We start from the raw sequence: 13,198 nt of genomic DNA on the forward strand, positions 1-13,198 counted from the left end.
CATCAAATTTGGCACATTATACATAGCTTAAATTAAACACATGGGAGGCCAATATGGCAGCATTTCCGACTCAGGCAAAAGTAGTTATCGTCGGTTTGGGCGGCATTGTCGGCGCCTCTATTGCCCATCATCTGATTGAGCGCGGCTGGGACGATATTGTCGGCATAGATAAATCAGCTATCCCAACGGATATCGGCTCCACATCTCATGCCTCTGATTTTTGCTACGCGACAGCCCATGACTTTTTGACATGCTGGACAACGCTTTATTCAATTGATTTCTTTTCCAAGCGCGGCCGCTACGCAAAAGTAGGCGGTTTGGAAGTTGCGCGTGTCGGCGATGATGAGCGCATGATCGAGCTTAAGCGAAAAGTCACATCCGGCAAAGCTTTTGGTACACGTGCCGAAATGATTTCTGCGGCAGAAGCAAAAGCGAAATTTCCGTTGCTCGAAGAAGACCAAATCCAGGGCGCGCTCTGGGACCCTGATGCTGGCCTTGTTGCGCCGAGATCCCAAACCCTTGCTGGCGAACTTGTTGATGAAGCAATCGCCAGCGGCAAGCTCAATAGCTTTGCCAATACATCAGCGCTCGATTTGATTGTCGAGAACGGACATATCAAAGGCGTTAAAACTGAACGCGGCACCATTATGGCTGACAAAGTCATCATCTGCGCAGGTCTTTGGGGACGCCTTATGGCCAATATGGTTGGCGAAGATTTGCCCGTCATGCCGGTTGATCACCCGCTCACCTTCTTTGGCCCTTACACAGAGTTTGAAGGCACAGGAAAAGACATTGGTTATCCGCTTTTGCGCGATCAGGGCAATTCGGCCTATATGCGCGATACGGGCGATCCAAAGACACCAGAAGGCGGCCAAATTGAGTGGGGCTACTATGAGGAAAAAGAACCACGCCTCTGCCATCCACGCGATATTCTAGAAAAGCACGAAGCGCGCCTTTCGCCGTCACAGCGTGATCTGCCAATCGAACAAATCATGGAGCCGCTTGAGCGTGCTATGGAGCTAACGCCAATTCTTGGCGAGCTGGGCTACAATGAAAGCCACTCATTTAATGGTCTTTTACAAGTAACCACCGATGGCGGCCCTTCAATGGGCGAAAGCCAAAAAGTGCGCGGCCTTTGGTATGCGGTCGCAATCTGGGTGAAAGACGGCCCAGGCATGGCCAAATTGCTCGTTGACTGGATGACCGATGGACGCACGGAAATTGATCACCATGCGATTGATTATGCACGTTTTTATCCATTCCAGACGACAGAAGAATATATTGAAGCACGCTGCACAGAAACGGCGATGAAGATTTATAACCCTGCGGTTCACCCGCGCGAACCTTTCGCAGGCGGACGCGGCATTCGCCGTTCACCGTTCTATGAGCGCGAAGTTGAACTTGGCGGCTATTTCATGGAACTTGGTGGCTGGGAGCGCGCGCATGGCTATGCGTCAAACGAACATTTGCTTGATAAATGGGCCGATAAAGTTCCGGTTCGAACAAACGAGTGGGACAACCGCCATTTCTGGCGCGTTTCAAACGCTGAACATCTCGAGATGAGCGAAAATGTCGGCATGGTCAACCTGTCGCATTTTGCCATGTTTGAAGTCTCAGGACCGGACCATGTTGCCCTGATGGAATATGCTTGCGTTGCGAAAATCGGCGGCGACAACATGATCGGCAAAGGCATATATACGCATTTCCTTGACGATCTTGGCGGCGTTGCCGCTGACCTTACTGTCATTCGCATGGCAGACCGTTGCCGCGTGATTGACGGTGCGGACGCTGGCCCACGCGATTATCATTATTTGCGCCGCCTTGCCGAAGACAAAGGCTTTGATGTCACCATCGAAGACGTATCTGAAAAATACACCACCATTGGTGTTTGGGGGCCAAACGCACGCGCAACATTGCAAAAGGTCATCAGTGATCCAGATGCACTTAGTCAGGAAAGCTCACCTTTTGCATCACTGCGCCAAATTGAGATCGCTGGTAAATCCGTGACCACTTTGCGTCTTTCCTATGTTGGCGAACAGGGCTGGGAACTTCATATGAAATATGAAGATGGTCTTGCTGTATGGGATGCCATTTACGCAGCTGGCGTCATGCCGTTCGGTGTTGAAACCTATGCCAATACACGCCGCATGGAAAAATCCCTGCGTTTGCAAAACGCCGATCTTCTCACCGAGTACAACCTCATTGAGGCTGACCTTGCCCGCCCGAAAGTCAAAGAAGCCGATTTCCGCGGCAAACAAGCCTATCTGGACATTCGTGCGCGTGATCATCAACCAGCAACGCTGTGCACGCTTATCATTGACGACAATACCGATAGCCAAGGCGTTGCGCGCTATCCTGTGGGCATTTGTCCGGTTCTTGATCCGGCCACAAAACAAACGCTTGTGGATGCACAGGGCCGCCGCTCTTTCACAACATCAATGGCCTTTGGGCCTACAATTGGCAAAAACATCGCCCTTGCCTATCTGCCGCATGATTATGCGAAAAAAGGCACCAGCTTGCTGATTGATTATATGGGAGAAGAGCTTCCCGTATCAGTCGCTGGTATTGGTTATGAACCGCTTTACGATCCAGAAAATCTAAAACCGCGCAGCTAGATCGGGTAAATCTAAGTATTTTTCAAGGTTTTGGTAACTATAAAGTAAACCCTTTGCGGTGTATTATTTGCAAATAATAAACCGCAGAGAAATTTATGACGCATATTCCTCAAAATGTTGCAGACGGAAACACTAACAAGATGATTGCAAGCGCATGGGCAATGCTCATTGCCATCGCCATCATTTCTGTACTGCTTCTTATATTGCCGACACTTGTACCCATTGGTGCAATGTATTGGGATAGCTATATTTATCTTGATGCGGAGCAGCGTATCGCGACAGGACAATTGCCAAATGTCGATTTTGATGCGCCTGCCGGACCACTTGATTATTACCTAGTCTATCTCATTCGCTCGATATTGCCCGACAGCCAACCAATGCTTGCCGCCTCATGGTCCATGATCATTGTAACCGTGCCAGTCATGGCGCTCATTATGTGGGACGTGATAAAATCCAAAGCATGGCCGATCACCGCTATTGTAGTCGGCTTTACCTTGTTTACGCTCATACCATTCAATACGACGCCTTATTACCCGTTTCCCGGTGCTGATGGCTTTGCCATCTATAATCGCCACGGGTCACAACTGCTATTCGTCTTAGTTACGGCGCTTTTATTTGCGCGCCGCGCTTCTGTATTAATCATCGCAATAGCAACCATAATGACGGCACTGTTTCTTGTGAAAATTACGGCATTTGCTGCAGGTGGTCTTTTGTGTGCTTGGGCATTATTTACCGGCCGTGTGAGTATAAAAATCGCAGCGCTTTCTAGCCTATTGGCCGCGATTGTGATCGCAATATTAGAACTCACAACCGGTATTGTTTCGGCATATTTGAACGATCTATTCATCCTTTTAACAATGAATGAAGGCGGTCTACTCGGCCGTATCCTGCAGGGTATATCACGCACATTTAGCGCCTGCCTGTTTGGCGGCTTACTCAGCCTCGTACTTCTATTCACGATGCCAAGAGCAACGCCTTGGAAACAAAAATTTCAAAATCCAGGACTATGGATCATCGTTGCGCTGATCGCTGGCGTATTCTACGAAAGCCAAAACACAGGCGGCCAGGAGATGATACTTCTATGGCCAGTGGTGATTTTTGCCTTTCAAAAATCCATAGGCGAAAAAACAAGCCCAGCGACGTTTTACACAATCATTGTTCTTGCCGCTGCAACGCTTCTACCAATGACAGCTTCCATACTTCAAGCAAGCGCACGTGCAACATCGACAATGGTAAAACAGCACGCTTTGCAGCATACAACACTGCGAAACATGGGCGCGGTCACGGTTAGACCAGACACTCAAGAACGCACCAATGCTATGCGCGCCAACTGGCTAGCCTATCCAGAAGCACTCAATGATTTGGCGCTAGACAAGAAGCGGCTACCATCATTCTTGCTGTTCTCGGATTTAGATTATCAAGTGGGCTGGGCACAAGCAGCAGATAGGGTCGTTGCTAAACTCAAACGACGCCAAGCCGATGGTTTGGACATAAAGTCGATAACCACACTGGACTTCACCAATCCCTTTGCATGGCTCTTAAACATCAACGCGCCCAAATACATGCCTATCGGCGCCGATCCGTACCGTACTGTACCAGAGCCTGATGAACGCACACTTCAATCTCTGCGCGATACAGATATGATCTTGAAACCAAAATGTCCGTTCACAAATACGATTGTTCGCCTGCATGAAATTTATGCGCCCGCACTAACCGAGCACAAACAGGTGGATATAACGCCGTGTTATTCGGCGTTTATCCACCCGAGATTACAAGATAGTTGGAAGTGATTTAAGCAGCTTTCTTGCCTTTGGTTTTCTTCTCGATAACCTGCGCAGCAATGAAGTCTTTCACGATCATCACAACGCCCTTGCCCATCATCTTGTCCATAGCGCCAACCAGTTGATCAACGTTCTCTTTGGTACAAACGAGAGGCGGCAACAGGCGCACCACATTGCGGTTATATTCAGTAAAGGCGACAAGCACATCATGGTCGCGCAGTAGTAATGCGCCCATAAAGCCGGACAAAGAGCCTTTTAGCTTGTCGTCCAACATGGCAACGGCTGGGCGCATGACAGCAGGTAATGTCTGGCTAAAGTCTTGGAATTCAAGACCAACCATAAGGCCCTGCCCGCGAACATCCTTGACAATATCAGGATATTTCGCCTGCAAGCGCTCAAGTTCAGATTTAAGATATGCACCCACTTCAGCCGCATTATTGATGAGGTTATCCTCATAAAGCGCATTAATGGTTTCCATCGCAGTGATACAGCCTTCGCCGATACCACCAAATGTCGCCGCCGCATGAATGAGCGCCGTTTTAGGCGTGCCATAGGCTTTCATATAAATTTCTGTGCGTGCGATCATGGCTGCCATAGCGCATTTGCCGCCACCAAGTGACTTAGCAATTGCCGTTACATCCGGCACAACGCCATAATGTTCAAAGGCATAAAAACGGCCCGTGCGCCCAACACCACATTGCACTTCATCGGCAAGCCACAACACATCATATTGGTCGCACAATGCGCGCAATTTCTGCCAGAACTCAGCAGGTGCCGTATTAATGCCGCCGCCGCCTTGAATGGTCTCAAGACATACTGTTCCGATTTCAGGATGTGCTTTGAATGCAGCTTCAATCGCATCAATATCGCCGAAAGGTACTCTAACGCCATTTTCAAGCAGCTTGAATTCACTCTTGTAAAGCGGGCCATCTGTGTAAGACAGAACGCCTTTTGTTTTGCCGTGAAATGAGTTTTCAGCAAACAGCACCATCGAACGGTCTGGACCAGCAGCACGTTCACAAACCTTAAGCGCTGCTTCCATTGCTTCGGAGCCAGATGAACCAAGGAAAACCATATCAAGATCGCCCGGTGAAACCGCAGCAATATTATGCGCCAATGCTGTTGCATATTGGCTCATGAAAGCCATCGCAATTTCATGGCGCTGTTCGTCCTGAAACTTCTTGCGTGCAGCAATGATACGCGGATTGTTGTGGCCCATGGCAAGCGAGCCAAAGCCGCCAAAGAAATCCAAAATCGCACGGCCATTTTGGTCGTAATAATACATGCCTTCAGCACGTTCGATTTTGATTTTATGAAAGCCTAATAGCTTCATGAAATGCAGCTGACCCGGATTGTAATGCGTTTTGAAAAGATCAGTCATCTTTTCAACGCTCATTGCCTTGGCATCTTCAACCGATAGCAGATCCGGTTTTGAAACCGGTCCTGGCACAGGCGTCACAACGGAAGGTGCAGCAACGGTTTTACGTGCTTCAACTGTTTTTTTAGACTTCAAAAAATCAAGCATTTTCGTTCCTATTCCGCTGCAACAACGGTTGAGTTACCAACATCGACACCCGCATCAACGGCTTTGCGATATTCCGCATAAGCATCTTTGAGCATGTCTTCATCACGATACTTTGGCTCCCAGCCAAAATCTGCCTTGATCGCGGTTGTATCACGCACGCAATACTCATCAGCGATCATATATTGTTCAGGGTCCATAATCGGCACATTGAACCAATCAAGCGTTGCCAAAGTCCATTTAACGGCAAAGCCCGGTGTCGGGATCAGTATGGATTTTGAACCAGCTGATTTAATCAAATCACCCAAAAGCACTTTCACTGGCGGCGGATTATCCGACCCAATATTATAAGCCTTGTTCGGCACGCCATGTTCCCATGCCAAACGCGCAGCTTCCGCGCAGTCAAACACAGAGATAAATTGGTAAGGGTTTTTGCCAGAACCAATCATCGGTACAGGCAGGCCCATATCAATCAGTTTGAACAATTTGCCCAAAATACCAAGACGGCCAGGGCCGATAATAAGGCGCGGACGAATGATCGTAATGTTCATGCCCTTTTCGCGCCAGCTTTCAGCAATCTCTTCTGTCGCAGCCTTCGACGCACCATAATGGCCTATCGGCTCAATCGGATGCTTTTCATCCTGCGGGCTCTGAACGGTCTTACCGTAAACCATATCCGTCGTGAACTGCACCAATTGGCGGCCACCAGAAGCATAGGTATGCGCCATAATATTGGCTGCACCAAATGTATTGACCGGATAGAAAAACGGGTAGCGATCAATCCGTTTTTGGATTGGCGAGAGCATCATTGCAGACATGTTATAAACCATGTCGCCTTTTGTGATTTTCACACCAGAAACAGACGCTGAATTGGTTACATCACAGTGCACATATTCCGCCGATTTATAATGCGGCAGATCTGTCTTATGGATGTCTGCGACTAGAACTTTCTCGCCGCGCTCAACAAGGTCTTTTGCAAGATAGCGGCCGACAAAACCATCGCCGCCGAAAATGACATGTTTCATGAATTATACTCTTCAGTTGTCGTTTGTGAAATGGATGTTTCTTGCGTTGGCGAACCAGATTGCGCGATCAGCACAGTGCCTATGCATATGAATACGATGCCTGCGATCTTATATGTGCCGAGTTCTTCGCCAAAAAGCTGCCAAGCAAGAACAGCGACCAGCACATAGGCAAGCGATAAAAACGGATAGGCAAAAGACAGATCAACCTTTGACAGCACGAACATATGGCTCGCCATTGAGATGACAAATGTTGCCAATCCAAAGAAAACCCAAGGCGAAAACACCACCATCAAAAGCTTCAGGATGATGTTATCCTGTGCCAAAACAGACGGCGAAAGCGTGGTCATGCCTTGTTTGAGCATCAACTGCGCTGCGGCATTGGTCGCAACCGTAAAGAGTATGAAAATGATATATTTCATTTGGCTTTCCTATTCCTGCTTCAAACCCTACACAGAAGGGGTTTCAGTCCGCTGAACTAATTCATTAGAATTGTTTGCATTCCCATTTTTGGGCAGTTTTTGTGCTGTACGCCGCCAGAAATCAGACATGATTTTTGGGTCACGCTTTGCTTCCAGCTGTTCCCAATTTGGAAATGAGGCTGCGAAGGTCTGCGCGCTCATACGCGCATCCTTATATGGATTTACGCGGCCACCAGCTTGAACCGTCAACCGATCCAGCTCACGAAGCAACGCCAATGTTTTTTCACCACGATTGGGAAAATCCAGCGTCAGCGTGTAACCGGGCTGCGGAAAGCTCAAGAGGCCGGGCGAGTTAACCGCGCCAAATCTTTTAAGCACCGTTAGGAATGATGCCTGCCCTGCCCTTTGGCTGGCATAAAGCATCAAGCGAATGGTATCGATTGCACGGTCAGCCGGAATTGCGCTTTGGTGCTGAAATAGGCCGCGCGGCCCATAAAGCCTGTTCCAATTTTCAACCGCATCAAGCGGATAAAAAAAACCTTGATAGTTAGATGTCAGTAGCTGCCCGCTTTTGCTTTTTTTTGCATGATAAAACGCTGTATTAAACGCCTTAAGGCTCAAATGATTGAGCGCATTAAAAGGTAGTTTAAAAGGCACCTGCAATTTCGCCTTATGAGAACCAGTATCAAAATTACCATTGTCGGCATGGTTAGCGGTCATCAATATGCCGCGTTCTCCGGAAAGCTGATCAAGCCAAGCCACCGCATATTCATTGTCAGCATCAGCTTGTTCAGCCTGCGCAAAATATTCGTCCAATGTCTGGAACGGTGTCAGCTTTTCCGTCACATCAAGCGATGAGATTTTCATCATGCGCAACGTGACCCGCGCAATCATGCCCGTTAGCCCCATCCCGCCTATGGTCGCCTGAAAAAGACCAGATAAATCATCGGGCGTCAGTCTGTGAACACCGTCAGAGCGCACCAGCGTCAATGCTTCAACATGGCAGCCAAACGTGCCGCGCACATGATGGTTTTTGCCATGCACATCATTGGCAACCGCACCGCCTAAAGTGACAAAACGTGTGCCAGGTGTAACCGGTAAAAACCAGCCATGGGGCGCGCAGTGATCGATAATCTCATGCAGGAACACACCCGGCTCTGCCGTCAATAAACCGGTCTGGGCATCAAAGGAAATGATGTTGTTCTGGCCGCGCATATCAGCCAGCACCCCACCATCATTATGACAACTATCACCGTAAGAGCGGCCATTGCCAAAGGGCAAATAACGATCAGCAGCCGCGCTCTCAATATCGCGAACAGCGACAGCGCCACTCACATGATGGCGCGCATGGTTATTAAGCCCACCAAAACTATCGTACTGATCAGACAAAGAGCGTACCACCCGCTTCAAGCAATCCTGCAACCAGCATCAAGATTGCGCCGAGAGCGATCATGATTTGGCTGCGCCAGTCTGAAATAATGAACACAACTGGATCATCATAAAATTCACGGCGATTGGCCAAAATCCAAACGCGCATAATGATGTAGAGAACCAGCGGACAAATCGGCCAAATCAAAAACGGATATTCATAGAGTTCGAAAACTGCATCCGATTGAATATAAAGCGCTAAAACGAGGATCGAGGCAAATGCAGACGCTATACCACTTTGGGCAATGATTGATTTATCTTCGGGTCTATAGCCACGCCCAGAAAGGCGCTTCTTTTCATCGATACTAGCTTGATCAAGTTCGACAAACCGCTTGACCAAAGCCAAGGATAAAAAGAAGAAAACAGAAAATGCGAGCAACCAGAATGATGCCGGCGTGAATGTCACCGCAGCACCGGCAACCACACGAATTGTGTAAAGACCAGCAAGCGTTAAAACATCAAGCAGCAACCAGCGTTTCACTTTGAGCGAATAGGCAGTCGTGGCAATAAAATAAACCACAAGAACAACAGCAAACATTGAAGGCAGTAACGTCGTAATAAGCACTGAAAGGCCAATCAGACACAGTGCGACTTTTATGCCCGTGGCAGGTTCAATTCGGCCCGAAGCCAATGGTCGCTTACGTTTTGTAGAATGCGTTCTGTCGATTGCTAGATCAAACAAATCATTGAAAACATAGACCGATGAAGCCAGAAATGAGAACGCAAAAAAGGCCCCCACGACATACATGATCATCGTAAAATCAAATATCCGGTGGTCCAATATCGGCGCAACAGCAATAAGCACGTTTTTCGCCCATTGATGAACGCGCAGCATTTTCAAATATTCTTTGAAGGTCGCAGGACCACCATCGGCCAGCGTTTCCGCACTATGCGATTTTGCCCATTGGCGCGCATGTTTGTCTGGCGCGACAACAATTGATTTATGTGAAGCATCAAACACCGCTAGGTCATCGCGGCTGTTACCCATATAATCAAAACCACCATCACCATATTCTTTAACGAGATATGCGGTTTTGTCTTTTGATTTTAAATTGACCTTTGAGGTTGAGCCAATGACGACATCAAACAAACCAAGTTCTGCCGCGATCTTTTCTGCAATATGCTGGGCACTTGCTGTCGCTAGAATAATTTTGCGCCCTTTGCTTTTTTCTGCGCGAATATAATCAAGCACCTCTTCGCGGTAAGGCAATTTTGTAGGATCAACATCAACGCGCGAAAACACTTCTTGCTTGAGGCGTATTTTACCCCCCACAGCAACCCAATAGGGAACCATAAACAAGAACAGCGCATTACGGCGGATGAGCTTGAATAAGCATTCCCATAAAAGATCAGCGGCAATCAGTGTGCCATCTAAATCGACAGCAAGCGGAATTGTTTGATTTTCAGTTTTTGCATCCATCGTATTCGTCTAGCCCAATGTCTAATCCTCAAGGTAATGGCAACCTGACAGACAAATGGTAAGGATCGATGAAGCAAAGTAAAAACGATGCATAAAACAAGTAAAAACCAGCAGTATGCTTAACTGCCGGTTACTGCATTCAAAATTATGGTGCTAGTTTATGATGGCCGCGCCATCGACAATCTGTACGCTCTCACCGCCTGATAGTGCCGCACGGTCACCATTTGGCATTGTGATAAAACAACCGCTTTGGCAAATCGTAACGATCTCATTAGCGCCAATAATGATTTCATTCTTCACGCCATCTTCAGTGACAGACAATGTGTGAGCTGAAGAATCTTTGTTCTCAATGCTGGCGGCAGAGGCTGCAAAAGCAGTTACCATAATTGCCGAGCCCGCAATAAAAACAGTTTTAATAATTTTAGACGACATTTTGCGTCTCCCTTTTCTGCTCCTGAATAAATGGAGCTTTTCTATGTAAGCAATATAACAAGCGAACCTGAATGCTGCCTGAACAAAGCCATAATTATTATATCGATGATATTAGTCGTCCAAATTAGGCGTTTTGCCCGTCTTTATCACCGTTGGTGCCGCTTGGGCAGCGTTTCCCAAAACTTGGCTAACGCTATCACCCACGACTTTTAAATTTACATCGCGCTGCGGGAACGGAATTTCAATCCCCTGTTCTTTAAAACGTTGATGAATAGCAATGCGCAGCTCGGTTTTCACGCCCACTGAAAAGCCAACATCTGCAATATAAGCACGCAATTCAAACTCTAGCGCAGAATCACCGAAATTGTAGAAGTCAACAAATGGTTCAGGGTTGGCCAGCACACGCGGATGATCTTTAGCGATTTCAATCAAAAGATCATGAACTGCCTGCGCATCGCTATCATAGGAAACACCAACAGCCACGCTCACACGTCCAAGTGCTGTCTTGTGCATCCAGTTGATAACAGCAGAGTTGATCATCTCGGAATTAGGTAAAACCAAGGTTTTCTTATCGAAGGTCTCAATCTCTGTTGCGCGCACCTTCACCACTTTTACAACACCGGTAAAGCCGCCAGCTTCAACAATATCACCAGCTTTGAAAGGACGTTCTGCCAGCAATATCAATCCAGATACAAAATTGCTGACAATGTTTTGCAAACCAAAACCAATACCAAGCGACAATGCACCTGCAATGAGCGCCAACTGGCTGAGCTCAATTCCGGCGGCTGTAACACCGAACAGTCCAGCAATCGCAACACCAATATAGCCGACCGCTGTTGTGATTGAACTACGCGCGCCTGGGTCCATACGGCTACGCGATAAAATATTACCGTCGAGCCAAGATTTGAAATAGCGCGTTAAAAGCAGGCCTAGAGAGAACAGAACGACGCCAATTAAAATACTGCTGATAGACAGTGAGATGGAGCCAATTTGAATCTCGGTGAAAGCGCTAATGACAAAGCGCTCAATGTCCAGCCACTGAAAGCCCCACATAAGTGCAAGTAGCGGCAGGCCAACGGCCAAAACCAACGCAGTAACCGCAAACCCAACGATAAGCCCCAGTTGATCAACGCCAGATTCTGTAAGCCTTGAATTGTGCAAAAACTTTTTGCCAAGAGAGGTCTCAACAAAGGCACTCTCTTCAGAAATGGCCCGCGCAGTGCGAATACCAAGGTACATCGTCGCAATGACAGCACCTGTAACAACAATCTGCTGCGCAACAAACCGAGAGAAACCAATATAGCCTGAAAGCGCGGAGATGATCAGTCCTGCCCCCGCAAAACAGAGCAGCCATTTTATCGTTCGAGGCCAAGCAACTTTAACCAAGCTTTGATCGTCCAAATATCGATCAAACGGCTTAAGAAAAGCGATTGAAATCAACAGCAAGCCAACAGCGATTGCAGTAAAAAGGCTTTTTACAATCGTCACTGGCACCGATGTGCCTATGATAGAATTAATTTGAGTAACCAGAACATCAGCGGTTGAAACCACAACCATAAGAACAACAAATGTTTTTAATGGCCGCGCCGCATGGTCTGAAACATCAATCAAACGCCATTGCTTTAGTTTCGGTGCAAAAATTGCCTCTGTGAGCCGCCAAACCAAGATAATAATCGCAGCACAAACAAAGATGGTGCTTAGAATTTGCCCAATGTCGTCACGCAAAACACCCAAAAAGCTCATGACCAGATAGGTCAGAAGAAAAAACAACCAAGTCAGCGCTGTCGGTAAAATAGTGTACCAAGATGCTGTTGTCAGGCGTGTGAGATAAGATGGATCGACCATATTCGGGTCGCGGTAGATCCACCCCGAAAATATCTTTCTTAAACCCAACAGCGCAAGGAGCGTGAGCGCGATGACACCGCCGAGTCCTAACAGAGCATTTTGCGATTTGAACCGCCACGTAAATTGCCACCAAGAATGAATACGGTTGGTAAGCGAGGTGATGCTATCGCCCACATCTGTGAACAGTTCAGTACTGAAGGCTTCTGTAATGTCATAACGGCGCGACAAAGCATCAGTGAACAACTGACGGCGCGCCTCAGAAATCGTGTCCGTTAGTTGGTTGGTTCGAATGGACTGCTCTTCAAGTATGCCTAAAAGCTGGTTTATCCGGCCACGCTCTTCGACAAGTTTTTGCCGTTCATCTACGACACTTTTAGGCTCTTCGCCCTGCCCCTCTTCTGGTACTGGACCAATTTGATCAAGCCGTAATTTAATTTGTGGCAGGCGCGGCGAAAGCTTAACGCCGCGGTTGAAGAGCTCTTTTTCCAGCGCCTCAATTTCAACGCCCAGTTCAACCAAACGCTGATCGGAATCGCGCGCAGCTTCAACCTGTTTTGCATATTGCTCGATCTTTTGGGTGATCGTCTCAACAGCTTTGACGTCTTCTTCCCCAACCTCTTGGGCAGTCGCAAATGTTGCGACAAAGACAAGCAAAACAACAGAGATTAAACGTCGAAATAGATGCATAAAGGCTCCAAAGCACAATTACCC

The 13,198-nt window shown here is 47.7% G+C and carries 9 protein-coding genes; 2 read left to right on the forward strand and 7 right to left on the reverse strand.

All coding sequences use genetic code 11. From position 1 onward, the window contains the following. Positions 1–53 precede the first annotated feature (53 nt). Complete coding sequence (locus C504_RS0105760; RefSeq protein ID WP_018688364.1) at positions 54–2,615, forward strand: GcvT family protein; 2,562 nt, start codon at positions 54–56, stop codon at positions 2,613–2,615. 95 nt (positions 2,616–2,710) lie between these two features. Continuing rightward, entirely contained in the window at positions 2,711–4,405 is a 1,695-nt protein-coding gene (locus tag C504_RS0105765; RefSeq protein WP_018688365.1) for a hypothetical protein, read from the forward strand. A 1-nt stretch (position 4,406) separates the two neighbouring features. Here C504_RS0105765 and C504_RS17285 read toward each other — a convergent pair whose 3' ends face one another. The 7 genes from C504_RS17285 to C504_RS17290 form a co-directional block, all read right to left on the reverse strand. Further along, complete coding sequence (locus C504_RS17285) at positions 4,407–5,921, reverse strand: aspartate aminotransferase family protein (protein WP_018688366.1); 1,515 nt, start codon at positions 5,919–5,921, stop codon at positions 4,407–4,409. 8 nt (positions 5,922–5,929) lie between these two features. Then, positions 5,930–6,943: an NAD-dependent epimerase/dehydratase family protein gene (locus C504_RS0105775; RefSeq protein ID WP_018688367.1), complete on the reverse strand. Its 1,014-nt coding sequence runs from the start codon at positions 6,941–6,943 to the stop codon at positions 5,930–5,932. Continuing rightward, positions 6,940–7,362, reverse strand: a complete 423-nt coding sequence (locus C504_RS0105780) for a DMT family transporter (protein ID WP_018688368.1) — start codon at positions 7,360–7,362, stop codon at positions 6,940–6,942. Before C504_RS0105780 ends, C504_RS0105775 begins: the two co-directional genes overlap by 4 nt. Positions 7,363–7,389: 27 nt before the next feature. Beyond that, on the reverse strand, positions 7,390–8,751 hold the full coding sequence (locus C504_RS0105785) for an FAD-binding protein (RefSeq protein WP_018688369.1): 1,362 nt from the start codon (positions 8,749–8,751) through the stop codon (positions 7,390–7,392). After that, complete coding sequence (locus C504_RS0105790; protein WP_018688370.1) at positions 8,744–10,210, reverse strand: UbiA family prenyltransferase; 1,467 nt, start codon at positions 10,208–10,210, stop codon at positions 8,744–8,746. The genes C504_RS0105785 and C504_RS0105790 overlap by 8 nt, the downstream gene beginning before the upstream one ends. Positions 10,211–10,363: 153 nt before the next feature. Further along, on the reverse strand, positions 10,364–10,642 hold the full coding sequence (locus C504_RS0105795) for a hypothetical protein (RefSeq protein WP_018688371.1): 279 nt from the start codon (positions 10,640–10,642) through the stop codon (positions 10,364–10,366). A 111-nt stretch (positions 10,643–10,753) separates the two neighbouring features. Further along, entirely contained in the window at positions 10,754–13,174 is a 2,421-nt protein-coding gene (locus tag C504_RS17290; RefSeq protein WP_018688372.1) for a mechanosensitive ion channel domain-containing protein, read from the reverse strand. Between the last annotated feature and the right edge of the window lie 24 nt (positions 13,175–13,198).

This window comes from Ahrensia kielensis DSM 5890 (assembly GCF_000374465.1).
In the GTDB taxonomy this organism is placed as follows: domain Bacteria; phylum Pseudomonadota; class Alphaproteobacteria; order Rhizobiales; family Rhizobiaceae; genus Ahrensia; species Ahrensia kielensis.

What these genes read in the sequence shown, in the direction of transcription:
- C504_RS0105760 (WP_018688364.1), top strand. Translation starts at nt 54, where the DNA reads ATGGCAGCATTTCCGACTCAGGCAAAAGTAGTTATCGTCGGTTTGGGC.
- C504_RS0105765 (WP_018688365.1), top strand. Translation starts at nt 2,711, where the DNA reads ATGACGCATATTCCTCAAAATGTTGCAGACGGAAACACTAACAAGATG.
- C504_RS17285 (WP_018688366.1), bottom strand. Translation starts at nt 5,921, where the DNA reads ATGCTTGATTTTTTGAAGTCTAAAAAAACAGTTGAAGCACGTAAAACC.
- C504_RS0105775 (WP_018688367.1), bottom strand. Translation starts at nt 6,943, where the DNA reads ATGAAACATGTCATTTTCGGCGGCGATGGTTTTGTCGGCCGCTATCTT.
- C504_RS0105780 (WP_018688368.1), bottom strand. Translation starts at nt 7,362, where the DNA reads ATGAAATATATCATTTTCATACTCTTTACGGTTGCGACCAATGCCGCA.
- C504_RS0105790 (WP_018688370.1), bottom strand. Translation starts at nt 10,210, where the DNA reads ATGGATGCAAAAACTGAAAATCAAACAATTCCGCTTGCTGTCGATTTA.
- C504_RS0105795 (WP_018688371.1), bottom strand. Translation starts at nt 10,642, where the DNA reads ATGTCGTCTAAAATTATTAAAACTGTTTTTATTGCGGGCTCGGCAATT.
- C504_RS17290 (WP_018688372.1), bottom strand. Translation starts at nt 13,174, where the DNA reads ATGCATCTATTTCGACGTTTAATCTCTGTTGTTTTGCTTGTCTTTGTC.